Raw genomic sequence first — 25299 nt, forward strand, 5'->3', positions numbered from 1 at the left:
TGCCTCTTGTTTCAAAAGCACTGCCGAGGGCGCTGTACTGCATAGACTGTTGGCTGACCTTGAGAAACAATTGGTCTCCCCTATCAAAGCTGAATATCGCGACTTGTTGGATCGCGCTCGCGATCGATTGAAAAGGAACTGGGATTATCCGACATTGAGAGGCTGATCACTGCACCACCCTTGCCAGCGGACTGTAGGTAGCGACCACATATGCCAGAACTCACCATTCTATAGTTGAGCCATCATAGGCAAAAAATTGACCCGTCTGGCTCTGGTCGAGGCCGTTGATCGTTTCCAAAAGGCGCACAGCCGATTGATCCGTGGTGAACCGGTCTCTGCCCTTCGAAAACGGCTGGGAAAGGTCCGTATCGACTGTTCCGGGATGCAGCGCGACGATGATGGCCTGGCGGTTGGTGCGGGCAATTTCGATGGCAGCGGTTCGAATGATCTGATTTTGAGCGGCCTTCGCCGCGCGATAGGAAATCCACCCGCCCAGCCGGTTATCGCCAATCGAGCCAACACGCGCAGACAGGGAGGCAAAGACGCTTCGCCTGTCCCGCTGCAAAAGCGGCGTGAAATATTTCAGGAGCAGTGCAGGCCCTATGGCATTGACCGCAAATTGTTTCGCCATGTGACCGGCGTCGATCGCCCGTATCGACTTTTCCGGACCGGCACCATCGACCACCAATGCACCCGTTGCGTTGAAGATAAGATCGAATGAACCGCGTTGATCCTCCAGACGGGCAGCGGCTTCACGGACCGTCGTCTCGTCGGTGATGTCGAGACCGTCGCGGCTGCGAGACAGAGGCAGGGCGAGCGCACATCGGGGATCGGCCTTGAGGCGCGCAAGCAGTGCTGCGCCAATACCACCGGACGCACCGATGACGATGGCTCTATAGCCGCTTTCAAACGAGGCTATCATGAATACGCTCCGTCAGCGGTTATCTCTGGGCGGGAAACTCAAGCTTTTTGACATCGTAGCCCAGCTCACGCACTTTCATCATCATCCTGTTGAGCTTCGCCTTGGAGGGAACGCTGCGGGCGTAAACCCAGACATCTTCGGTGGATGGATTGGCGCTGATGAACCAGGACTTGTCAGGAGATTTATAGAGCACCCAGTAATTGAACGTGATCAGAAGCGGGTAACGGACACTCATCTTCGCCTTGGTAGATGCGAAGTCCTCGATCTTTCCAACACCGTTGATGGTCTTCAACTTGCCCTGCGGCGTGCCTTCGCGGCAGCCATCTTCTACCAGCACTTCATCGGCCGACTTACCCTGCCGGTAGGTGGAATAGCCGGCAACGCATCCGTCCGTCAGAAGCATCGGCATGCGACCGATTTCCAGCCATGTGCCACGATAGTGACCGGCATCAACGGCAACGGGCTTGGGGGCAGCCGCGGCGAGCGAGCCCGCGAATAAAAACAGCGAGAATGTGAGCGCCCCCATGATGCGCTTGCGATTTTTCTGCATAAACTCCTCCTGTCGATCAATCGGGTTCAGGTTTCAGTTCGCCGTGACAAGCCGGCATATCGAAGCGCGATAAAGGCCATGAGGCCGGCAGCAGAGAACGCATTCAGATTGAGAAGCGTTGCAAGATCATCTGCCGACCAGGATTGCAGCCCCGCGCCCAGAAATGTGCGCGAGCAGAAGAACGCGATAAAGACAAGAATTGCCGTCGCATATTGCCAGAGTTTCTCGTCCGCACGGAACGAGATGGCCGCCAGCATGATGCAGGCCGCAAAGAAAAATTCCGTGCCGGATGCGTGGCCGAATATCGCTGTTTCAAACAGGGTATCGAGCGTTCCCACAAGAGGAAGCGCCAGGCGCGCAGCCAGATGGGATTTCTTCGCCAGAAACGGAATCGCAAGGAAAAACGGCACCGACAGTAGGGTAACGAGCGATGCCACAGCAGCATCGGCATCGACCAGATACCAGACATAAAGCGGATAAAACGGCTTGTTGAGGATGATGACCCAGGCAACGGTCAGGGTTGCCTTCGTCAGGTCATCGGTTACGGCCAAGCCCGTCCGCGTATCGTCCCTTCCAAGCTCCATTAGGCCGTCTTCTCCGTTAGCGCCTAGTTGGCCCCGACCTAGATACGAAGAAGAGACTGATTTGGTTTCAGTCGCGAGACACAAGTGCGATGGTGGCTCCGTAAATCAAAACCGGTTACACGATGAGGTCGGGATTCTTCCACAGGCGGAACCCGCCTTCGAAAGCCAGAGCGTTGTCTCCGCGTCTGCACTTCGGCGGCAGAGTATCGAGCCTCTCCACATTGCCGCCGCCGATGACCACCTCATCCGGTTCAAGAGCGGCGCTCAGGCGCTCCACGACGTCGTGGACGCGCTTTTGCCACTTCGCGTTGCCCTTCTTTTCCCGATAGGCCTCGCTGACATAGTCCTCGTAGGTTTTGCCCTTGCGATAAGGAAGATGGGCGATCTCCATCGGCTGGGCAACGTTTTCGACAATCATAGCGGCGCCCAAACCCGTGCCGAGCCCCAGAAACAACATGCGTCCGCCGTTGTAAGAGCCAATCGCCTGCATGAGCGCATCGTTGACGATACGAACGGGACGACCGAAAGCGCCCTGATAGTCATAGCCAACCCAGCCTTCGCCCAAATTGACCGGTTCCCGAAGCGGTTTGTTGTGAACGACCGGGCCGGGATATCCCATGGCAATGACGTCATAGGTCATGTCCTTTGCCATGGCGGTGACGGCGGCGACCATTTCGGGTCCCGTCATTGTCTTGCCGCTTTCAACCTTGCGTTCTTCACCACCTGTGCTCAGGCGGATCTTTACATGACTGCCGCCGATATCGATTGCAAGAACGGTTTGATCCTCTGCCATATACTGGCCTCCATCGACTATGTCTGTGGGCGTTATTCCGGATCAACCCATCCGCCTGGCGGGCCAAACCCTGCCATTTCCGCCGGGCCCCAGCTTCCCACCTCATAAGCAGGCGGCACGGCGGGATCATCGAGGATAGGCTCCACGATCTTCCAGGCCAGTTCCGCCGCATCCTGACGGGTGAAGAGCTGACGCTCGCCGGCCATCGCATCGCCGATCAGCCGCTCATAAGGCGCCATGTCACCGATACCGTCATCGACTGCGCCGAGTTCTACGGCCTCGCCGCGCATGCCATCGCCAGCGGCCTTGCGACGCGCGCCGATTCCGATGGCAATATCAGGACCGAGCCGGAAGCGCACATAGTTGGCGCTCGCCGTATCGACATCCGCGAAAAGGGCTATCGGCGGCCGTTTGAAGCGCACGACGACTTCGGTTGCGTGAGCTGGCAGGTTCTTTCCGGCCCTTATGAAAAACGGCACGCCATTCCAGCGCCACGTCGCCACGCGGAACCGCACGGCGGCGAAGGTCTCGCGGCTGGAACCTGGCGCAACGCCGGGTTCATCCAGATAGCCGTCGAACTGTCCGCGCACGACGTCGTCGCGGGTGAGTGGCGGCATGGCCTTCAGGATCTGCACTTTCTCATCGACCAGATCATCGGAAGCGCTTGTGGCTGGCGGCTCCATCGCCAGCAGCAGCAAGACATTGATCAGATGGTTCTGGATCACATCGCGGATGCATCCAACCTCGTCATAAAATTTGCCGCGACCCTTGATGCCGAAATCTTCGGCCATGGTGATCTGCACGCTTTCGACATGGTCGCGGTTCCATACGGGCTCGAGAAAGGCATTGGCAAAGCGAAAATAAAGGAGGTTTTGAATGGCCTCCTTGCCGAGAAAATGATCGATGCGAAAAATCGCATCCTCATCGAAAACCGCGTGCAGCGCCTTGTTCAGCGCTTCGGCCGTGGCAAGGTCGCGTCCGAATGGTTTTTCCACCATCAACCGTGCAGAGGCGGCGATGCCGGCCTTGTCGAGCCCGGTCACGACGGTCTCGAACAACGATGGGGGAATGGCGAGGTAATAAAGCGGAAAACGGTGATCGCCGAGCGCCGTGCGAAGTTTTTCGAACGTCGCTTCGTTGCGGTAGTCGCCGGAGACATACTCCAGTTGCGAAACGAATTTTTCGAAGACGGCTTCGTCGATCTTGTCCACATGATTGGCGACGGCATCTCGCGCCCGGGCAATGAGCTGATCACGCGACCAGTCATCGAAGGCCACGCCGATAACAGGTGTTTGCAACGTGCCGCGTTTCACCATGGCGTAGAGGGAGGGAAAAATCATCTTGTAGGCAAGATCACCCGTGGCGCCGAACACCACCAGCACGTCCGATCGTTGCTTGTCCATGGCAGGCGTCCTTATTTCGCTTTTTCCAGATGGCCACCAAAGGCGTTGCGCATGGCGGAAAGCACCTTGCCGGCAAATTCGGCCTCACCGCGCGAGGAGAAGCGCTCGAACAGAGCCGACGCCAAGACGGGGGCCGGCACGCCCGTTTCGACTGCCGCCTGCAGGGTCCAGCGTCCTTCACCGGAATCGGATACCCGCCCGCCATACTGGTCGAGCTGCGGATCCTGCTTCAACGCCTGCGCCGTCAGGTCAAGCAGCCACGACCCGATGACGGAACCGCGCCGCCAGACCTCCGTCACGGCGGGAAGATCGATATCGAACTGGTAATATTGCGGGTGGGCCAGAGGGGCCGTTTCGGCGTCCGCCTCGCGGTGCTGGGTGCCCGCATTGGCAGCTTTCAGGATATTGAGGCCTTCGGCATAAGCAGCCATGACACCATATTCGATGCCGTTGTGAACCATCTTGACGAAATGCCCGGCCCCTGATGGCCCGCAATGCAGATATCCCATCGGTGCCGTTCCGGTAACCGGGTCGGCTGTGATGCCAAGCCCCGCGCCGGGCGCAAGCGAGGCGAATATCGAATCCAGCCGTTGTACCGCAGCCACGGGCCCACCGATCATCAGTGAATATCCGCGCTCCAGCCCCCAGACGCCGCCGGATGTGCCGGCATCGATGAAATCGATACCCCGTGGCGCAAACTCGGCTGCGAGATCAATCGCATCGCGATAGTTGGAATTTCCGCCATCGATGATGGCATCGCCGGCCTGAAGTCTGGCGGCAAAATCTCGGGCAATTTTCGGCGTGATGGCGGCGGGCAGCATCAGCCAGACGGCGCGCGGCGGAGACAGCTTTGCAACAAGATCGTCCGGCGAGGTGGCACCGGTTGCGCCTTCCTTCACCAATGCCGCAACGTTGTCGGGATTGACGTCGAAAACCACGCAATCATGACCCTGTTTCAAAAGCCGGCGCACCATGTTTGCGCCCATTCTTCCAAGCCCAACCATTCCGATCTGCATGCTGACATTCCTTCTTTGCAAATGCACTATTGCTCGTTCATTCGCCCAGGCGAACGGTAAAGTCCTCGTTTTCCCAAACCCCTGCATTCGGCCAGAAGAAAGTGAAGACGATGTCGTCGCCCGCCGCCATGTCCTGCACGGGTAAGTCGACGAAATATGTGCCGAGGCCCGAGGCCGTCGTCTTCGTATCCGTGGTGGTTGCCCAGCCGTCTACGCTCCAGTGGACAACGGCATCATCCGCCAATTCGATCCGCAGCGTCTTGCCGCAGGGCATGCCGGCAATCCTGTTGTTGAAACACCAGATTCGAAGATGCGAGGTTGTGTTATTGCGGATGTAGCGTTCCACGCCCTGCGGCGGCAGGTCGAAAACGGCGCCATCGGCGAGCGAACGCAGAAGTTTGATATGTTCGGCATGCGCCCAGACCAGCGGCATCGCGCTTCCCGAAGGCTGGCCGTAGAAAAGTTCGTGCTCGGGCAGGTCAGGCTGGTCCCAGACCTGCTCGGGGAAAAGTCCGCTCAGCCCGGCTGATTTCTCCATTGTGGTCAGCAATGCTTCTGCCGCCTCGCGTCGGCCGGCGGCAAGTTCGTAATGGGCACGCTCACCCGTCAGAAGGGGCCATGGCCTGCCCTGCCCCGCGCCGTCAAACGCCGTTCCATCCGCGTGCTCACCATATCCATCGCCCGTGTACCTGTACCAGACCGGCCCCTGCGGCAGATCGGCGCGCAGGCAATGATCGATCGCCTTGACGGTTGCAAGGATATGAGGATCATCGGGCGCGCGCAGGCCGAAGCGAACAAGCGCAAGAGCGTCGGGACTGATGACGTCGCTGGTCGGCAACGTCGAGCGGTCCGGCGTCTGGTTGCGGATTGGCGTATCCCCGGAAGGTCGTGCGGCATCGGTGGTTTCGGGAGGGGCTATACGCACATAGTGCCCGGAAATGCCGAGCGCTTCGCATAAGGATTGCTCCCCCGCAAAAGTCCACTGCTCGATCTGCGCATTCCAGCAATCGGCGGTCTCTCGCAAATGCGTGGCCCCGGCAACGTCGCCCTCCATATCCAGGAAATCGGCAGCCGCGAGCAGCGCAGCGATCTCGACGGCAAGCGTAAACGGGCTATAGCCGGCATCCTCTTCCCACCTGTCCTCCCCGGTCGTCGGGCCGTTTGCCAGAATATAGGCAGCCGCATTGCGGATCATCGGCATGAAATCCGCGGCGTGATCGAGGTGACCATGCCGATAAAGCATATCCGCCAGCAGGATCGGAAAGGCACATTCGTCCATCTGAACGCCGGGCCAATAGGGTTTGCCATCCAGCCAGAGGTTCTGTGGCCAGCGACCCGATGGCTGCTGTACCTGACGCAGATAGTTCAGGATTGCCAGCGCCTCGTCCGCGTCGCCCGCGGCTAGAAAACCGCCGGCCGTTTCCACAAGATCACGCGGCCAGACCAAGTGATATCCGCCGAGATCATCGTCGCTTTTTGAGGCGCCCCATGGGATCGACAGGCTCGCGACGACGGCGCCCGGCCGGTCGGCGGCGCGATGCGCGGCGAGAACGCCCGTCGATACGCGGTAAGAGTTGATGCCGTGATGGGTGTCCCGGTCAAGCGTCTCCAGACCGTCCTGCCAGCTGCGCCAATTGGCAATATAGGCATCGTGCGCGCGCCTGAAACCATGTTTCAGGCTGGCGACGGCAACTGCGGCCGCCTCATATTCGGTCTGGCCGAAACCCAATGCCAACGTCGCCGTCTCATGGCCGTCGCGAAAATCTATTTCCCCGGCCAGCGACACGTTTCCGTCATCCGCCCGCTGATATTCGTCCATGATGCGCCCGTGCCGGTGCAACTGCTGCCAGCCGTCCGAAAACCCGACAAAACCGGCGCTTGCGGCGCGAAAGGGCAGATCGCAGACGAGCGCCAGATAACGGGAGCGGCCAGAGGCGAAGAGAACCTTATGGCCCTCATAATCACCGATCCATGCCGAATTGAGATTGCCGGCGTTGACGAGATGCGGTGCCAGCAGCGCGGTGACGCGATAATCGGCGGTCTGTCCCTTCAGCGGAATGAATGAAAGCTGCTGGAGAATGGAGGCCCGTGCCGGATCACTGATCACCTGTTTCTCAACACGGTAGGTGCCGTCGGCCGCCGTATTGGTGATATGATAAGCGGGAATTCCGCTTTCAAACGGGCGGGTGACGGAAACGCAATCGCGTTTCTCCTCCGAAAAATAACCGTCAGGCCCGGTGACGACAAAACCGAAATCGCGCGTACAGGCACTGTCTATCCGAGGATAGTATATCTCGTTCAAAATACCGTGGCTGAGTGTGAACCAGATTGGTGAGTCCTCGGATAGCGCGGTCCCAACTCCGCTCTTGGCGCTGGAGGTCCACCGCGCATCTATGCCAGGCGCGCCCGGTGCAAAATCTAGTGCGGTACGCATCATGAAATGTCCCGGTTGGCCTGCAGAACCAGGAAAAAGTAACGTTTATTACAGTCCCGATAAGTCATTGGCTATCTCATTCTCGAACGTCAGCTCTTCCCGGGATAAACAGAAAACGGGTTTCGCGGTTCCTGGATTTATCCGTTTTCGGGACGCAGCCTCATCAGCAAGCTAGGGACTGGCACGGGGGCACACAACTAAAGATTTGGTAATCTCGTCAGCGCCATACGCCAGCGATTTATAGCAGTCGTCTCCAAGCAGCGGCGTCCGCCTCCATTGTCCAAACCAAACTGCGCCGGCCATGCGTTTCGCGACACAGCGAGCGTGGCGTTTTATCAAAATATCATCGTGATGCTTCACAGTGCCGCGCTGGTCAGCAGAACCTCGCCTGTCCCTGACGTCTGGCGTCGCGGCGGCCTTGCGAAAAACGTATCGCCTCCCTTCACTGCCATTCACAGGCCGGAGCAATGTGTGAATGTGCTAATCCATAAGGGCGTCATCAGCGTTTCAGCTACCGAAAGGATAATTCGGCGCCGACTTCGGAGTATTGCCCACGCCATATCGTGAGCCACCTAGTCCTTACGACCAGCTTGCCGCCTGTTTTCACGTCGCCAAGAATGCTTTGTCAGACGGGGCACTTGGCGGGAGAAAAAAGCGTGAGGATGATCTTCCTGAACAGATATGGTTTCCCCGACCAGTCGGCAACAAGCCGGATGATATCGTCGCTCGCCATGTCGATGGCGCAGCGCGGAATGAATGTGACTGTCGTTGCGAGTCGCGAAATACACAATCATCCCGGCAGCGTGTTGCCCGCAACCGAGACCGTTCGGGGTGTCAATATCCAGCGGCTCGCGAGCGGTCGTTTCGGCCGGCACAGCCTCATGCGCCGGAGCATTGATTATCTTCTCTTTCAGGTGCTGGCATTCGCCTGGCTTCTGCGCAACGTTCGGGCGACGGATACGGTCGTTGTCTGCACCGATCCTCCGCTCCTCTCCGTCATGAGCAGCATCGCGATCCGCCTTAAGGGCGCCCTCACGGTGAACTGGATCATGGATCTTTTTCCGGAGACTGCGATCGAGCTTGGATTTTTCCGGAAACGCGCACGGTGGCTTGCGCCATGGCTGACGCGGGTGCGCAACTGGTCTCTGCGATCCCCCGGCATGGTCGTCTGCCCTACCGAAAAGATGGCGGAATTCCTCTTAACGCAGGGCATTGCAGAAGACCGCGTCAGCGTTCTGCATCACTGGTCGGATGGCGAGGAAATCTTTCCTGTCTTGCCGCAGGATAACAGCCTGCGGAAGGCGTGGGGATTGCAGGATGTCTTTGTCGTCGGCTATTCAGGAAACTTCGGGCGGGCGCACGAATTCGGCACCATGCTCGCAGCAGCGAAACGTCTCGCGCACCGGCCGGATATCCGGTTCCTTTTGATTGGCGGCGGACATCAGCACGCGGCTGTGAAGACTGTCGTTCAGGATCTCGGTCTTCAGAACGTCGTCTTCAAGCCGCTGCAGCCCGTTGAAAACCTTGCTGAAAGCCTGAGCGTTGCGGACGTGCATCTTGTCTCACTGCTGCCGGAGCTGGAACACTGCATCATTCCAAGCAAATTCTACGGCATCATGGCAGCCGGGAGGCCGACGATCTTCGTCGGCGATCCGGATGGGGAGGTGCCCCGTATTCTCAGAGCCAGGAGATGTGGCAAAAACGTCGAAATTGGCGAGACCGACAAGCTCTCCGGCATTATCGAGGAGCTTTGCGATGACCCGGATACCACGACAGCCATGGGTGATGCGGCAAGACGGCTGCTTTGTGCCGATTATTCCCGAGAAAAGGCGGCAGATGCCTGGGTGGCGCTGATCGCCAGGCTGCAGACTGTCGAGCCTTCCGGGCCCCATCTCGCTCAAGGTATTTCGCCATGAAAGACAAAGTCGTCGTCAGCCAGCTCGGCGCCCGCATGCATTATGCCGTGCCGAGGATATTCGCATCCGCTGGCCGTCTTGCGCATTTTTACACGGATATCTGCGCCACGAAGGGCTGGCCCCGGATCGTTAATTCGTTTCCGGCATCCCTTTATCCCGCACCCGTCAAACGGCTGGCTGGCCGGCTGCCCAAAGGTGTGCCGACAGCGTTGACGACGGTGTTTTCCAGCTTTGGCCTCCGTTCCGTGCTGCGGCACATGCGCACGAAAGACGTTGTCGAGGAAACCTCGCACGCGATCTGGGCCGGGTCGATTTTTTCCGAAATGGTTGCCAGACGCGGCTTCCACGGCGCCGCCGGGCTTTACGCCTTCAGCGGCGACGCACTCGAGCAGATGCAGGCGGCAAAACAGCAGGGGCTGTGGACCGCAGTCGAGCAGATGATCGCCCCACGCGATGTCGTCGAAGCGCTTCTGGACCAGGAAATGAAGCGGTTTCCCGCATGGGCCGGTCCTGTGCAGGAGAACCCACATGCGCGTCTGTTCGCCGAACGGGAAAAAGCGGAGTGGCGTCTGGCGGATGTCATCGTCTGCCCGTCGGAATTCGTCCGCAAGAACGTCGTCGCCTGTGGCGGGCCGGAAGACCGGTGTGTCGTCGTACCCTATGGGGTCAGTGCCGCGGCTGCCATTGACCGGCCAGCGCGCATGCCGGGGCCAATCAGGGTTCTGACCGTGGGCGAAGTCGGGCTGCGCAAGGGTTCGCCCTATGTCGTGGAAGCAGCCCGACTGATGGAAGGTGCCGCCCGTTTCCGCATGGCGGGCCGCGTTCGCGTGCCCGATGACGTCAAGCAGCAGATTTCACAATGGGTGGAGCTGAGAGGGATCGTTCCGCGCTCGCAGATCGCCGAAGAGTTTCGGTGGGCGGACGTCTTCCTGCTGCCGTCGCTCTGCGAGGGTTCCGCGACCGCCGTCTATGAAGCGCTGGCAGCGGGCCTGCCGGTTATAACGACCGAAAACACCGGCAGTGTGGTTCGCGATGGCATCGAGGGTTTCATCGTTCCCGTCTGCGATCCGGAGGCTATCGCGACTGCGGTGCGTGCACTTGCCGACAATCCCGAACTGAGGCGGAGCATGTCCGCCAACGCGCTCCTGCGCGCGGCCGAACATACCGTGGAATCCTATGGCGCGCGGCTCCTTGCCGCGTTGTCCGGGCCGCATCTGGCGGGGGCTGCGGGTGTTTGCCAGACGGATGAAGCGCGATACCTGGGGAACAACACGATATGAAGATCATCCATGTCATCGCTTCGATTGATCCCAAATATGGCGGGTTGCAGGCCGTTGCCATGCGCCTTGCCGCTGCGCAGGCCGGTCTCGGCCTTGATGTGAATATCGTCAGCTATGGCGACGCCGCCATCGAGGCGCAGGTCAAGGAAATCGGGCGCAGCATTCCGCATTTCGAGAATATTCACTGGCATCTCCTGCCGCCGGCCGGGAAGCTGGAGACGCTGTTCTGCTTCAGGGGGCGGCGCATGCTGAAAGCCCTGCTGAAGGATGCCTCCTTCATGCATATTCACGGCGTGTGGGAGCCATTTCTGCTCTATGCGTCCAAGCTCGCCCGCGCTGCCGGTGTACCCTACTGCATTTGCCCGGCCGGCATGCTGGATCACTGGAGCCTTGGGCAGCGATCGTGGAAAAAGAAGATTGCCCTGATGCTCTGCTATCGCAGGATGCTGAACGAGGCTGCGTTCCTGCATCTGCTCAACGTCGATGAGATGGCGGCCGTAGAAACGCTGAATTTTCAAGCGCGGAATCTGATCATACCGAACGGTGTTTTTGCCGAGGAATTCGAACCCCTGCCGGCCCGGGGACATTTCAGGCAGAAAATCGCCCTGGCGCACGGCAGGCGTTACATCCTGTTCCTGTCACGCCTGCACATCAAAAAAGGTGTCGACATTCTCGCTTCGGCCTTTGCGGCTATCTGTGACACCTATGTCGACGTTGATCTCGTCGTTGCAGGTCCCCCCGGTGGCGCAGAGGGCCACTTCATGCATCTGGTCAAGAAACTGAATATCCGGAACCGCGTCTTCATGGTCGGGCCCATCTACGGCGAGGCAAAGCTCGAAGCCATGGTCGATGCCGACTGCTTCTGCCTGCCAAGCCGACAGGAAGGTTTCAGCATGGCGATAACAGAAGCGCTCGCCTGTGGCACGCCTGTGGTGATCACCGACCAGTGTCACTTTCCCGAAGTCGGCTCTGCCGATGCCGGGCTTATCGTCTCGGTTGACGCGGCCGAGGTTGCCAAGGCGCTGGCAAGCGTGCTCAGCAATCCGGCCAGGGCAAGAACGATGGGCGAAAACGGCCGCCGGCTTGTACTGGAGAAATTCACCTGGCCGGCCATTGCCCATGCCACGCTCGAGGGTTATCGGCTGAGTGCGTTGGAGGCCGCCGCTTCCTGACGGCGGGAGCCAACCGCCCTTGCCGGATTGCCGACATAAATCGTCCACGGCTCCAGTGACTTCGCGGTGACGGCGCGCGCGCCGAGCACGGCCCCCCTGCCGATGACGACACCGGGCCCGACGAAGGCTTCCGCAGCCACCCAGGCATCCTCCTCGATCACCACCGGCCGCGTCACAAGGGGAAACGCGCTGTCCTGAACGTCATGCGACCCGGTGCACAGATGGGCACGTTGCGAGACCGACGCAAATTGGCCGATGGTGATCATGTCGACGTTGTAGCAGATCACGCCAGGTCCGAGAGATGAATGACGCTCCATGACGAGGTGCCCCGGCCACCACACGATCGCGCTGGAATACACCATTGCCGTGGCATGCAGTCGCGCGCCAAAACTGCGCAGGAGAAAATTGCGCCAGCGGCGCATCGGCGGCGGCGTCCAGCTGGCGAGAAGCCGCCAGACGATCATCCAGACCAGCCGTTTCAACCGCAAATTCAGTGCAAAGGTCGGACCTCCGAAACGCGGCAGCGGCGTCGTTGTATGCTGGAAACCGGGATCGTCGTATCGTGAGCGCATCGTCTACCCTCCGGCCTGAGACGTCAAAGACGGTATCTCGTATCGCCGCTGCTGCACGCGCGCGGGTATCACGGCAAATGCCAGCGCCGGCGCTGCAAACATCAGCATATGCACCCAGACCATGAGAACCCAGTCGGTCTGATGCGAGATCGCATGCATGGACGGTACGATCGACAACAGATAGGTGAATTGCGCAGCGAACTCGCCCGTGTTCGCGGTCACCCAGATCCGGCGCACCAGATAGGCGAGAAGGAAAAATTTGAACGCTCCCAGATACCAGAAGGACCCGAACGCATCCGCCATTCCGGTCTCGGTCGTGCCAAGGACGGGATTGTAGTCGCGCGATTGAACCGGCACCGGCAGCATGAAGGATTGCTTGACCTCCACGCCCACGAGTTGCGCGGGCACGAAGTTGAACACCAGCCTGTTCCAATGGAACTTGCCATAGTCGAATTGCAGGGTGTTTGCGGTGTTGTCGATGCGCATGATCGCATTGCGCATCTCGTCACCGCCATCCCGGAAGACTTTTTCGAGATTGCCGACGAAATCGATCCTCTTGATATCGTCCCAGACGGGCGCATCGTTGGCCTTGGTGATGGCACGGTAATCACCCATGCTGTTCATCGACAATGTGCCAAGGAAGAGCGCTATGATCACGAAGATGCGCGGGATCGCCCATCCCTTGTAAAACCACCATGCCAGCGCGAACATCATGATGAGTTCCACCGCTTCGGCGCGCTTTCCGGTTATCACGATGCGATCCAGGTAAAAGACGAGATCGAACGCGAGGACAGCGAGCGCCAGCCAGGAAAATCGCCGTGCAAGACAGAGCACCGCAACAGCCAGACCGTAGCTCAACAGCCGCGAAAAGAAGATGTACATGACCGGAACACCGGTCATCTGCACCGCAATGGTCAACTCTCCCGGCAGACGGCTAAGCTTGAAATAGAAGTAGGCGCCGGCGAGCGAGAGAACGGCTGCGACGATCAGCAGACGGGTTTCATCGAAATCGATACGGAAGAATGCAAAGGGTTTCGCCGTTTTCCTCCATCCCCACCAGCACATGAAAAGGCAAAGCATCATGAACAGCGCGGTTCTGGTGAACGCGCCTTCCGGCAGGAATCGTTCCGACGCCAGTCCGGGAACCTGCGGCAAGATGAAACTGAACGTGATGACGCCCGTCAGAAACGGGAACTCGTAAATTCGCTCCCGGCGGATCATTCCCCAACAGAGGAGCAGGATAACACCAACGAAAAGGCAAAAAACCAGCAGCGTGTTCATGACGAGAGCCCCACCTGAACCGGCGGCAAATCCCGCACGAAACTGCTTCTGACGTCGTATAAAAGCGCCTTGGCGTATTCCTTGAACACCTGCACCCCGTCGCCGTTGACGGCGAGACGCCACAACGACACGGTTCTTTGCGCAGGAAGGGAAATCCACTGGATCTGAGGCATGACGAACCGGAAGCGCTTTACCGCACGCCGTGAATGAAACCAGCTCGTGACCAGAATGGCGCGTCTCGCTCCCATTCCACTCAGTATGGGCTGGGAGAATGTCGCGTTTTCCCAGGTGCTGAGCGAAAGACATTCCGTCGAGACCGCAGCGAAATCCACGCCTGAGCGCACCAGCATATCGCGGATGAAATCGCAATCGCCGTAACCCGTCACCAGAACGAGCGGCGCCTTTCCCTCGTGCCACAGTTTCGCAGCCTGGGCGGCTCGAGGAGGACCGTCACCACCCAGAACCACGATGACGTCGGCTTGCGCAGGCGGATCCTCCACGACAAGAAGCGATCCGGCTGAAACGAGCGCCAGTCCGTAGAGACCGATTGCACCCAAGACGATGACACCGAGGACAATCGAATTCCGTTTCCACAGCCAGCTGGTTTTCACGCCTCGAGAAACGAGCGAACGCCAGGACCGTCCATTCGTAAAGGGCTTTGGGGGAATGCGCGGTCCGGGCCACGGCGGCTTCATGATGCAATCACTCTTCATTCGGCGATTGTATTGCTTTTGGCTCCGACACTGATTTGGCAACCACAGGCAGACGCACGACCTCGCGATAGAGATCGAAATTGCCCCTGTGAAGCAGCGTTTTCGAGAGATAACCCATCGCGGCAAGGACAAAGGCGGTGTGAAGGGCAATCGGCACGAGAAGACCGGCGGCCATCACTTCCGCCGGCAAACCGGCTTTTATCCCGGCAAAACCAATGCCTCCACACAGGAAGGAAATGACGATCAGCGTGTTGGTTGCCGCCGCCGGCGTGAAACCGTAATCCAGCAGCAGATGATGAAAGTGCCAGCGATCGGCCGACATTGGACTGCGACCGTGCATGATGCGCCTAATAATCAGGCTGAGCGTATCGGTGATCGGCAGGATGACGATCCACAGCAGTGCCGGAAAGGATACCGAAACGCTTGTGGTCGCCAGCAGGACGATCACGTAGGCAATTGTCGCGCCGAGCGCGGTACTACCGGCATCGCCAAGGAATATGCTCGCCCGTGCGCGCCATGGACCGCGCATATTGAACACCAGAAAGGCGCAGAGGCATACCGAGAGTGCCTCAAGCGGTGGGATGATGTCGCCGACGTTCGCGAAGACCGCCACGATCATCAACCAGATCAACGCAACGCCAGCCGTGCCGCCGGCAAGCCCGTCCACGCCATCGAGCATGTTCCAGGAATTCACCAGCCCCGTCACGAAGAGAACGCCGATGAAGAAAAACAGCGGCAGGAACAACTCCGAATGCGACGTGAACAGCACGCCGACCGAGAGAGAGCCGATATCCGCGCCGCCTACGAGCGCAATCGCCATTGCCAGTTGCATGACGAGGCGCCCTGCTGCGGGCAGCGGCCGGCGGTCGTCAACGACGCCCATCAGCAGGATAACCGCCAGCCCAAGCCAGAAGTTGATGCCAAGCGCCCCGCTCCACCCGCCAACGAAGGCGGAAACAGCGAAAGCGGCAAAGATTGCAATACCGCCGCAAAGCGGAACGGCTCCGGTGTGGCGTTTGCGGAATGAATCGGGACGATCCACAAGCTGAAACGCAATGGTCAGGCGCCTCAGAACGACAATGAAGGATACGCACAGGACGAAAGTAGCGATGGTGTTGAAGAGTATCCCCGACATGTTTGATCCCCACGCTGAACCTTGGCGGCGCATTTGCAACGATACTCGCCTGCTGACGATCCTAAAAAACACCGGCGCTGAGGGGTATGCGGGCAAAAGGCGTGTGGAATCCACCAAAGGGAGAGGGTGTCGATATTAACGTCTACCCTGCCTACACCTGAACCGGATCGACCATCGAAAGAGCTAGGCTCAGGCTCTTGACCGCGGGTGACCACGAATGAACGACTCGGCAACGAGCCGCATCTCGGGAACGATCATTCCTGCGCGGAGAGAACGGCGATCCAGTCCTGAAAGCCGAAAGCATTCGCCGATGCCGGCACCGTCACGTTGCGAAGGCCGCTACGGCCCAGACGCTCGGTGGGCTCGATGTAAAGTCCGTTCGAGGGATCATACCAGCGAAGGGTCTTCTCGCCGGCCCCCAGACTGTCGAGATCGATGACAACGGAAGGGGTGTCGAGATAGATCAAGGCGAATGCCCCATCCCTGTCGCGCGCCGCGAATGCGCCAGGATCGCTTTTCAGCAGGCTCCCCTGATCGGGAACCAGCTTCCACCACGCCAGTTGCCTGAAAAGCGCGGCCAGATGGGTAATGCTTTGAGCGCCGCGGCTGCTCAGCGAATTTTGCCAGCTGTCCTTCGCGTCATAAAGCCCGGCGGCGGAAAAATGCCAGACCGGATTGTTGCCGAAGAGCTGGCCGCTCGCTCCCGAAAGCAGCGCACCATAGGCATTGAGACGAACCTGCCGCTCCTTGACATCGTTCTCGCCTTCATAGGCGCTTTCGATGAGGAAAAAAGGCCGTCTCGGCCCAGATCGGTAACGAGCCATCACCGCCGCCGCGACATTGCTGTAAGTATAAACTGAATCGATATCGAGCCAGGAAGCATCCCGCCAAAAATCGCTTGTCACGGTATCGGGATTGCCATGCACGGTCTGCAATGCCGAAGGATCGGTTTCTGCTATCCCCATTGCAACGGCCATGACCAGCTGACGATCGGGCGGATCATAATCCCCGCCCTGCACCCAGATGATGTTGGGGTACTTCGCGAAGCGCTGTCCGACATAGCGTCCATAAGCCCGCAGCTTTTCCGGCCCGGCCGCAACCATTTCCCGATACCAACCTTCCGGACCACCGCGCGCGCCGCTATAGGCCGGACAGAGAAGTACCAGCAGGTTGCGACTGGCGGCAGCCTTTATGAACGCTTCTGCCCTGTCGAAATAGGCCTCGTTCGGTTGCTCGAAGGCAGCACCGACAAAAGGTTTCTCATCGTAGAAATTTGCCGGTGCCTTGCGGGAGAACCGGTGCTCGATCAACGATACAAGTACGGTGTTGAAGCCCTGCTGCTTTCGGGTTTGCAGATAAAATTCGGCATCGGGGATGGAGGCATCGCCAATGAGCGACCACGCACTGTCTCCGACAATCAGGAATGGCAGGCCCTTGCCGTCTTCGAGATAATGACCATCCTGCGCAACCCGCAGCGGAAAAGCGACATCCTGTGCGGCACAGGTCGAAAACATGCCCAGCCATAGAAGGAAGATGCCGGACAGATAGCCAAGTCGCCGCTGATCGCCGATCATCGCGTCAAAGCCGTTCACGAACGACGCGAAGCCAGTTTTTCAGGGGCAATGGCAAATAGGTTCTGAGACCCGGCCTCAAACCGGCGGGAATAGACCAGTCCTCCATCCTGAGCACTGTTGACAGGCCGGGGCGGTCGTTCAGTGTCATGGCGATGACTTCGTTATAGCGTGCGGCCATACGTTCGATGCTGAAGCGGTTCAGGACCATTTCCTTTCCCGCGATCGACATCCGCTCGAGAAGATCGCGATCGGCGTGCAAGCGTGCGATCGCATTGGCCGCCGCCGTATAATTGCCGATCGGGAACAGGAAGCCGTTTCGGCCCGGCTCGACAATCGTGTCCGTCACGCCCCGGATATGCGACACGACCGGGACGCAGCCACCGGCCATCGCCTCGATCATCGTCATGCCGAGCCCCTCGAAGCGGGACGGCATGATGAGAACATCGTGACTGGCCATGGTGACCGGTATGTCGGCAAGCTGAACGGATCCTGCGTAACTGACGCGATTGTCATGGCCGGCCAGCCTTCGCTTGAGTTTGCCCATGTCCGGCCCATCTCCGACGATCGTCAGGCGCACCGCCTCAGGCGAAGCATCCAGTATTTCCCGCAGCCACATCACGCCTTTCGATGCATCTTCAATGCGGCCGACAAAGAGAACCTTGAGTTCCGGCCCCCGGTTGACGCGCCGAACCGCCTGGCTGCGGAACGCATCGCTATCCACCGCATTCGGGATTGCGTAGGTGCGATCCTTCGGAAAGCCGTTGCGCGCCACCAGATCGGCGCGGCACCGTTCCGATACGCCAATCGTGACATGGGCATAGTCCCGGACCGAGCGGGCGGCAGCATATGTTCCTGGCGAAATATTATGAACGACGAGAATACGCAGGATGCCTTCGGGCAGATAGCGCGCGATATTTGTCTGCAACTGATCGCCAAGAACATTGACGATCACACCGTCGAACCCTCCGTCCTCGATGGCAGCCGCCATTTGCGCGGCGCAATCGCGTTCGCTGAGATTGACGGGCATGCGCAGGAGTTGCCCGAATTCCTTTTCAACCTGCAGATCGAGAGGCAGCCCGTATGTTTCCTTGCACACCCCAAGCCATCGCACGTCTATGTCATAGGCAGCGAGGCCTTTACGAAGATGTTTGAAGACGGAATAGGTGCCGCCAATATGGGGAAGGACAAAATAGGCAAGCTTCATGGGACACTCTCGCTCTTGCATCCACACCCATGCCGCAATGGATCGACGGCGGCTGGTTCGAGTGGCGGCTAACGCGACATACTAAAAAGCCACGGGATGACAGTCAGTTGCATCTTAGGCTTAGCCGTATCTTCCTTTGAGAGGTTTGTGTCGGCCAGACTATTCGTTTGGCGTAAGACGCACCCCGAAGGTCGGTGTGGGGTCATGCCGATCCAGCGGATATCAATGCCATATCGAGCGTGTCGGCGCCGTGCTGCGATTGGAAAATAAATGAGGATCACTCTCCTTGGACAATTTGGCTCGGGCAATTCCGGCAATGACGGATCGCTGGAAGCCATGCTCCTTTATCTGCGCAGAATGAGGCCCGATGCCGATCTCTTGTGTATCTGCGCAAGCCCGACAGTCGTCAGTGCGAAGTTCAACATTCGTTCGATGGGCGTTGGCGGCCCTCCCCTTTCCAATCCGTGGATGAGGCAACTGGACAGGGTGCTCGGCAAGGTGCCTTCACGGCTGATGTTATTGGTCAGTTGCCTCTTTGGTTTCGACAAGGCTGACCTGATGATCATACCGGGGACCGGCATCCTCGATGATTTTCAGGAAAAGTGGTTCGGCTGGCCTTTCGTCGTATTTTGCTGGTGTCTCGTTGCACGCCTTCGTAACACGCGGATCGCTTTCGTCAGCATCGGCGCCGGTCCGATGAAAAGCCGCCTTAGCCGCTGGTTCCTGCGCTCGGCCGCACAGATGGCCTCTTATCGGTCCTACCGGGACGATTTCTCGCTCAACTACATGAAAATGATTGGCGTCGACGTGTCGCGAGACCACCGTTACCCCGATATCGCCTTTGATCTTCCTGCTCCTGTGCCCCACCGCGAGAGGTCCGCCGACGGCGCAATGAGAATAGGTGTCGGCGTCATGGATTATCGCGGCTGGCGTCACAACGATCCCGAGGCCAACAGGATTTACCAGACCTACATCCACAAGCTCTCGCAGCTTGTGAGCTGGTTGATCGGTGAAGGCCATCGCATCACGCTTTTGATGGGGGACGTTACGGATCGGGTCGCCTGCGCGGATCTGATGTTTCTGCTTAACGATATGCTCTCCGAGGATGAGATGTCGCAGATCGAGATCAGCTCGGCCGCAACGCTGCGCGATATCATGCAGCAGATGGCAGCAATCGATCTGGCCGTGGTGTCGAGATACCATGGCGTTGTCTGCTCGCTGAAACTTGGAAATCCGACAATATCAATTGGTTACGCCCGCAAGTTCGACGATCTCATGAATGATTTCGACCAGGAGAAATTTGTCCGCCACATCGACACGTTCGAAGTCGAGGACGTTATCGAACTGGTGACGGAAATACTGGCTGGAGCCGATGCGGTGAGGCAGCGGATTGCCCACGCCAATGAACGCTTCAAGCGCCAACTCTCCGAGCAGGAGGCGCTACTCGGCCGGGAATTTCTCTTAACGGATATCGTCGCAACGCCGCAGGGCGTTACGCCTTAGGCACGCACTATCCCGCAAGCTAATGCCTTCGGCGTAATACCGAGGCGCTTTAACATTCGATTGGCGTAGACTGCCCACTGTCGCATGCCCTTCGAGAAACATTCTCCAAACCGCCTGCACCTACGGATCCGGCTGCCATCCCAATGGTCAGATTTTCAAGGTTCAAGTCCGCACTCTAGATTTGACGCTACCGTCGACTATCAGCGACGCTGTCGGAGCCCTTCAATGCACAAAGTCCGCCGTGCCTTTTTCATGGCCATGCTGGAACAGCACCTCGGAATTGCGATCAATCTGGCTCTGATCGCAATCATGTCGCGGCTGCTTTCGCCTGCGGATGTGGGCTTTGCCGTTATCGGCTACGGGGTAACAGCGGTGATCTTCGCCTTTCGCGAATTCGTGTCGTCCGACTTCCTCATTCAGCTCGATGTCGTTGAACGTGATGACATCAACACATCGCTTACGCTGCTTCTCCTGGTCAGCGGCATTCTCGGGATCATTCTCTATCTGTGCGGACCGTATCTGGCGCTTTTCTACCACCAGCCCGGTCTCCAGCACTATCTTGTCCTCGCAATTTTCGCGGTCATGGCCGAAAGCCTGGGCATGCCGGCGTTTTCCATGCTGCGTCGCCGGCTGGCCTTCGGCACCATCGCACGCGTCCGAACCATCGGCCTCGTCGTTATGGCTGTGGTGACGATCCTCGCTGCCAGAAATGGATGGGGTTTCGTCAGTTTTGCGCTCGGCCTGCTCGTCGGCAACAGCGTTGCCTCCGCTCTTGCCGCCTATGCCGATCCGGCCCAGCGGTCAGCACGCCTCTCGCTCAAGTCGTGGCGCCGCATGGCCGAATTCGGCCGTTACAGGGGCGCTGCCACCATCGTCGATAAATTATACGAGTCCCTGCCGCAACTGGTGCTCGGCTTTGCCCTGACACCGACCGCGGTTGCGATCTACAATCGCGCCAATACCGTCTGCTCCATTCCCGATCGCATTTTCCTTTCGGCAATCTTTTCCTTCGCCTTTCCGGCGCTCGCCGCAGAAGTTCGCGAAGGCGGGGACGTGCGCAGATCCTACCTGCGCGCCCTCAGTTACATCACCGTGCTCTATTGGCCGTCGCTGATCATGGTCGCCATTCTCGCCGATCCCATCGTGCGCCTTGCACTGGGAGACCAGTGGCTTGCCGCCGTACCAATCACCCGGATCCTTGCGCTCGCCTCGATCTTCTGGTTTCCGATGGTGCTGACAACGCCGCTGCTGATCGCCCTCAACGCCAACCGCGAAGCGTTCCTCGGCAATTTCGTCTGCCGCAGCGTCTCGGCGGCTGTGCTCTGCTCCGCGAGCTTCTTCGGCCTGACCGCAGTCGCGCTGAGCCAGTTCGTCACGCTTCCTTTCCAGATGCTCGTCGCCTTTTATCTGGTCAGGCGCCATGCGCACTTCAAATTACCGGAACTGTTCGCAGCCATCGGGCCAAGTGCCAGCGTGACCCTTGCCGCGATTGCGGGGCCGCTCGCCATTTCCGCCTGGATGGGCTTCCGCTTCGATTACTCCCTCGCCCAGGCTGGCGGCGCCGTCCTTCTTTCGATGACCGGCTGGGCCGCCTGCCTGTTTCTCCTGCGCCACCCGCTCCTCAGCGAAATACGTTCGACCCTCGATGCTTTCGCCGGGCGTCCGCGCAAGGTCGGCAGACCTGCTGCACCGGCTTCCATTCCCGACACCGTCGTTTCAGCAGCGGTCGAGCCATGAGCAGTATCGATATCGTCATTCCCAACTACAATTACGGTCGCTTTCTCAAGGGGTGCGTAGAAAGCGTCCTTGGCCAGAACATCGCCGACATGCGCATCCTCATCATCGACAATGCCTCCACAGACGACAGTGTTGCGATCTCCCGGTCTCTCGCGGCAGCAAATCCGCGTATCGAAACGAGCCTGCGCCAAAAAAACCTCGGCGGTCACGCTTCTTTCAACGAGGGCATCGATTGGGCGCGGGCGGATTATTTCGCGATCATCTGCGCCGACGATGTCCTGTCGCCCGGGGCTCTGGCACGCGCAATGGAAGCGCTCGACAACAATCCCGGCGCGCACATGGCCTTCGGCCGCACCGCCTTCTTTCGCAACGACGCCGAAATTGCATCAGGCCTCCGCAGCGATGCCGATGGCATGCGGATTCATCGCGGGATGGACTTCATCGCCAACATCTGTGCGACGGGACGCAGCCCGGTGCCAGGCCCTCTCGCGGTTACCAGAACGCACATTCAGCAACATGCCGGCCATTACCGGCCAGCACTGCGCCACACTGACGATGTCGAGATGTGGATGCGGCTCGCGGTGCTGGGCGACATTGTCGAGCTTGACGCCGTGCAGAATTTCACCCGCATCCACGGCGCCAACCAGTCGGCCATCCTTGATAACGTGCTTGCCTGGAATACCGAAATCGAAGCCGCGCTTGAAAGCTTCTTCGGCAACGAAGGGGCTTTGCTTGCCGACGCCAAGACCCTGCTCCGGCGCGGGCGCGCGAGCCTGAGCGACCGCGCCTACTGGTGCGCGCTTTCCAATCTGGTCCGGCGCAGGCCCGGCGCGGGTGCCCTTCTCGCCCAGGCTTTCCGGCTGAGACCCGCTTCAGCGTTTCTACCACCGATAAGTTATCTTGTGCGCCGACCTGATGCGCTGCACCGCATTCGTGCAGCTATCGCCCGCCGATAGCGGTCGATCAATCAAATTTTCGATGACAAAGGCCTACTCTTCGGCATTCAGGACAAGCCGCAACAACGCCGGCAACGAAGCGGATTTTGTTCGGCGCATGATAGAGGCGCGGTGATTCTCGACGGTGCGCTGACTAAGCTTCAGATCGGCTGCAATGATCTTGTTGGCCTGCCCCTGGACGATCCGGTCAAGGATCTGCCGTTGCTTGCGCGTCAGCGTCGCCAGGGTGGCGCGCGCCGCTTCACGCCGTTCCTCGCGCTCGTTCGCATCACGCGAACGATCAAGGGCCGACCGAACGCTCCGATAAAGTTCCTGGTAAGAAATCGGCTTCTCGATGAAATCGGCCGCTCCATATCGCATCGCATCGATTGCCATACGTACATCGCTGTGACCCGTGACGACAATGACCGGAAACCGGTGCTGCCTTTCTTTCAGCAGGCGCAGCAACTCCATGCCGACCATGCCCGGCAGATACGCATCGACAAGCAGACAACCTGATCTGTCCGGCTTGTAATCTGCAATATACTCTTCGGCCGAAACATAGGTTGCGACCGTCCAGCCCTCGCCTTCGAAAAGAGCCCGCAAGTTGTCCCTGATGTCTTTCTCGTCGTCGATGACTTCGATGAGCCGGCCCGTCATCGGCTCCATATCTTCAAGTTCGCTTGCGTGCTCCGCCCTCTCGCCGGTCTGGCGAACGACCAGGGTCTCGACCACCTGCACGACGTCCTTGAGTTTCACCGGCTTGTGCAGATAGGGTATTTCGTGCTGCGCAAAAGTCGTCAGGGCCTTGCTGGAAATATCGCCTGTGAGAATGAGCGCCGGAACATTTCGGCGGAGTGCTTGCCGGATATCTTCAATAGCGGCAATGCCATTCCCGCCGGTAGGGAAATTGTAGTCCGCGAGAATGACGTCGGGCTTGAACTGCAGTCCGCGAACGATCGCGAGCGCTTCGGCAGCCGTTGAGGTCGCAGCGACCACATACCCGGACTGCTCAAGGCCCATCTTGAGAAGATCGCGCATGCCGTTTTCGTCCTCGATGATCAAAACCGAGGCAGACGACAGGGCGGTCGTATGATGCGGACGGCCATCCACCGGCGCACGAAGTGGCACAAGCGGCTCACCTGCCGGTGCCTGATCGATCTCGATCATGAATACGGAACCTTTATGCAATCGCGATCGCACCGCTACCTTCAATTCGAGGAGCTCGCTGAGCCGCTTGACGATCGACAATCCCAGCCCCAAACCACGGTCTTCCGTTCCAGCAGACGCATCGAGCTGGAGGTATTCCTGGAAAACATCCTCGATTTGGCTCTCGGGAATACCGATGCCAGTGTCCCACACTTCGAACCGAACCTTCGTACCACGCCGGCGACAGCCGACCAGAATTTTGCCGCTGGTCGTATATTTCAGCGCATTGGACAGAAGGTTGCGAACGATCTGCTCGAACAGACGCGGATCAGTGCGAACGGCGAGGCTGGACGGCACGACATGGAGTTGCAGCCCGGCGGCGCGAGCGGGGTAATAAAACTCCTTGAAGAGCAGTCCCAGAAGGTTGCCTATTGCAAAGTTCACGACCTGCGGTTCCACCATGCCAGCTTCTATCTGGTTGATGTCGAGAAGGGAGTCGAGCATGCCCGACATCGAGGACAGCGTTTCCTCCATCCTCTGAACGAAAGTGCGCGCCCGCCCTTCGCCCACGCTCCTCTCCAAAAGCCCCTGCAACAGTTTCAGGGTTTGCAGCGGCTGACGCAGATCGTGGCTTGCCGCAGACAGGAATCGCGACTTGGCCTCGGTCGCCCGCTCGGCGGATTTCTTTGCAGCTTCCCTGCTCTCGGCAGCCTGTTTCTGGGCACTCACATCGATGAAGGTGATGACGACCCCGTCGACGGCCTTGCTCTCGCCGCGATAGGGTTTGACGCGGCGGACATACCATCGACCGTCAGACCCTACTATTTCCCTGTCGATTGTATTGCCGTCGTGGAGGGTCGCCATGGCATCGGTTTGAAGCGTACCGTCGCCGTCGAAGCCGCTGAGGTCTGAAAGGGGACGGCCGACATCGGACGATATGATGTGGAATACTGACCGAGTGGCCGGTGTGAAGAACCGTATACGAAGACTGGAATCCAAAAAAAGCGTCGGGACATCGGTACTATACAGGACGTTTTGCAGATCGTTGGAAACCGCGCGCTGGCGCTCCAGTGCTTCGTGCAATTGATTGTTGAGGGCTGTCAGTTCTTCGTTGAGGGATTGCAGTTCCTCTTTCGAAGTGACGAGTTCCCCATTCATCGACTGATCCTTAGCATTCAGTCCACCCGATGAAGATCCGACACCGACACTCGGGAACGCCTTAGCATGCGCTGCTTCCCGTGATCCGGGCAGCGGACCGGTGTCCGCCTCGAAAGCGGAGGGAACCTTGTGACTGTCATCGCCGCCTTCCGCCATGTCATTCTCGTAAAAATTGGCACACGTTCCAAACAGAAATCGACCCTTGCAAAGCGCCGGGTATGGAGGGTCAACGAAGTCTTGAAAATAGCCTTCACGGCCTTGAGATCAT

The 25299-nt window shown here is 58.9% G+C and carries 20 protein-coding genes; 6 read left to right on the plus strand and 14 right to left on the minus strand.

Features of this window, described 5'->3' with window-relative positions; translation table 11 throughout:
- Positions 1-220: 220 nt before the first annotated feature.
- From NYR50_RS14520 to NYR50_RS14550, 7 genes are all read right to left on the minus strand, one after another.
- Positions 221-922: an SDR family NAD(P)-dependent oxidoreductase gene (locus NYR50_RS14520; RefSeq protein ID WP_418137356.1), complete on the minus strand. Its 702-nt coding sequence runs from the start codon at positions 920-922 to the stop codon at positions 221-223.
- 19 nt (positions 923-941) lie between these two features.
- The gene (locus NYR50_RS14525; RefSeq protein WP_418137357.1) at positions 942-1472 is read right to left on the minus strand and encodes a lipocalin family protein; all 531 of its coding nucleotides are present in this window, start codon (positions 1470-1472) and stop codon (positions 942-944) included.
- A 26-nt stretch (positions 1473-1498) separates the two neighbouring features.
- Complete coding sequence (locus NYR50_RS14530; protein ID WP_418137358.1) at positions 1499-2056, minus strand: hypothetical protein; 558 nt, start codon at positions 2054-2056, stop codon at positions 1499-1501.
- Positions 2057-2171: 115 nt separating this feature from the next.
- The gene (locus NYR50_RS14535; RefSeq protein ID WP_418137359.1) at positions 2172-2849 is read right to left on the minus strand and encodes an ROK family protein; all 678 of its coding nucleotides are present in this window, start codon (positions 2847-2849) and stop codon (positions 2172-2174) included.
- Between the two features lie 32 nt (positions 2850-2881).
- Positions 2882-4252 (minus strand): glucose-6-phosphate dehydrogenase, encoded by a 1371-nt coding sequence (gene zwf, locus NYR50_RS14540; protein ID WP_418137360.1) that lies wholly within the window; start codon positions 4250-4252, stop codon positions 2882-2884.
- Positions 4253-4263: 11 nt separating this feature from the next.
- Positions 4264-5268, minus strand: a complete 1005-nt coding sequence (gene gnd, locus NYR50_RS14545; RefSeq protein WP_418137361.1) for a phosphogluconate dehydrogenase (NAD(+)-dependent, decarboxylating) — start codon at positions 5266-5268, stop codon at positions 4264-4266.
- A 37-nt stretch (positions 5269-5305) separates the two neighbouring features.
- Positions 5306-7705 (minus strand): glucan 1,4-alpha-glucosidase, encoded by a 2400-nt coding sequence (locus NYR50_RS14550; protein ID WP_418137362.1) that lies wholly within the window; start codon positions 7703-7705, stop codon positions 5306-5308.
- 659 nt (positions 7706-8364) lie between these two features.
- On the opposite strand from NYR50_RS14550, the gene NYR50_RS14555 reads away from it, so the two are divergent.
- The 3 genes from NYR50_RS14555 to NYR50_RS14565 are packed head-to-tail and all read left to right on the plus strand — an operon-like array spanning position 8365 to position 12070.
- Positions 8365-9618, plus strand: coding sequence for a glycosyltransferase family 4 protein (locus tag NYR50_RS14555; protein ID WP_418138251.1), 1254 nt, complete (start codon positions 8365-8367; stop codon positions 9616-9618).
- Complete coding sequence (locus NYR50_RS14560; RefSeq protein WP_418137363.1) at positions 9615-10898, plus strand: glycosyltransferase family 4 protein; 1284 nt, start codon at positions 9615-9617, stop codon at positions 10896-10898. The genes NYR50_RS14555 and NYR50_RS14560 overlap by 4 nt, the downstream gene beginning before the upstream one ends.
- The gene (locus NYR50_RS14565; RefSeq protein WP_418137364.1) at positions 10895-12070 is read left to right on the plus strand and encodes a glycosyltransferase; all 1176 of its coding nucleotides are present in this window, start codon (positions 10895-10897) and stop codon (positions 12068-12070) included. Before NYR50_RS14560 ends, NYR50_RS14565 begins: the two co-directional genes overlap by 4 nt.
- On the opposite strand, the gene NYR50_RS14570 is transcribed toward NYR50_RS14565, so the two are convergent.
- The 6 genes from NYR50_RS14570 to NYR50_RS14595 form a co-directional block, all read right to left on the minus strand.
- Complete coding sequence (locus NYR50_RS14570; protein WP_010974186.1) at positions 12034-12642, minus strand: acetyltransferase; 609 nt, start codon at positions 12640-12642, stop codon at positions 12034-12036. The two genes, NYR50_RS14565 and NYR50_RS14570, sit on opposite strands and share 37 nt — an antisense overlap.
- Before the next feature lie 3 nt (positions 12643-12645).
- On the minus strand, positions 12646-13923 hold the full coding sequence (locus NYR50_RS14575) for a hypothetical protein (protein WP_418137365.1): 1278 nt from the start codon (positions 13921-13923) through the stop codon (positions 12646-12648).
- Positions 13920-14534 (minus strand): YdcF family protein, encoded by a 615-nt coding sequence (locus tag NYR50_RS14580; RefSeq protein ID WP_418137366.1) that lies wholly within the window; start codon positions 14532-14534, stop codon positions 13920-13922. Before NYR50_RS14580 ends, NYR50_RS14575 begins: the two co-directional genes overlap by 4 nt.
- 91 nt (positions 14535-14625) lie before the next feature.
- A complete protein-coding gene (locus NYR50_RS14585; protein ID WP_418137367.1) occupies positions 14626-15771 on the minus strand; it encodes an MraY family glycosyltransferase in 1146 nt (381 codons plus the stop codon).
- A gap of 254 nt (positions 15772-16025) precedes the next feature.
- Complete coding sequence (locus NYR50_RS14590) at positions 16026-17363, minus strand: DUF4038 domain-containing protein (RefSeq protein ID WP_418137368.1); 1338 nt, start codon at positions 17361-17363, stop codon at positions 16026-16028.
- Positions 17350-18549 carry a glycosyltransferase family 4 protein gene (locus NYR50_RS14595; RefSeq protein ID WP_418137369.1) on the minus strand — a complete coding sequence of 400 codons (1200 nt, stop codon included), beginning with the start codon at positions 18547-18549 and terminating at the stop codon, positions 17350-17352. The genes NYR50_RS14590 and NYR50_RS14595 overlap by 14 nt, the downstream gene beginning before the upstream one ends.
- A 270-nt stretch (positions 18550-18819) precedes the next feature.
- Here NYR50_RS14595 and NYR50_RS14600 point away from each other — a divergent pair, with 270 nt between their 5' ends.
- The 3 genes from NYR50_RS14600 to NYR50_RS14610 all read left to right on the plus strand — a co-directional run bounded on the left by NYR50_RS14600 (position 18820) and on the right by NYR50_RS14610 (position 22745).
- Positions 18820-20052, plus strand: coding sequence for a polysaccharide pyruvyl transferase family protein (locus NYR50_RS14600; RefSeq protein WP_418137370.1), 1233 nt, complete (start codon positions 18820-18822; stop codon positions 20050-20052).
- A 225-nt stretch (positions 20053-20277) separates the two neighbouring features.
- The gene (locus tag NYR50_RS14605; protein WP_418137371.1) at positions 20278-21789 is read left to right on the plus strand and encodes an oligosaccharide flippase family protein; all 1512 of its coding nucleotides are present in this window, start codon (positions 20278-20280) and stop codon (positions 21787-21789) included.
- Entirely contained in the window at positions 21786-22745 is a 960-nt protein-coding gene (locus NYR50_RS14610; RefSeq protein WP_418137372.1) for a glycosyltransferase family A protein, read from the plus strand. The genes NYR50_RS14605 and NYR50_RS14610 overlap by 4 nt, the downstream gene beginning before the upstream one ends.
- 33 nt (positions 22746-22778) lie before the next feature.
- Here NYR50_RS14610 and NYR50_RS14615 read toward each other — a convergent pair whose 3' ends face one another.
- Positions 22779-25187 (minus strand): response regulator, encoded by a 2409-nt coding sequence (locus NYR50_RS14615; RefSeq protein WP_418137373.1) that lies wholly within the window; start codon positions 25185-25187, stop codon positions 22779-22781.
- Positions 25188-25299: the final 112 nt, after the last annotated feature.

Source organism: Agrobacterium sp. El2ro-1b (genome assembly GCF_048298475.1).
Lineage (GTDB): Bacteria > Pseudomonadota > Alphaproteobacteria > Rhizobiales > Rhizobiaceae > Agrobacterium > Agrobacterium fabrum.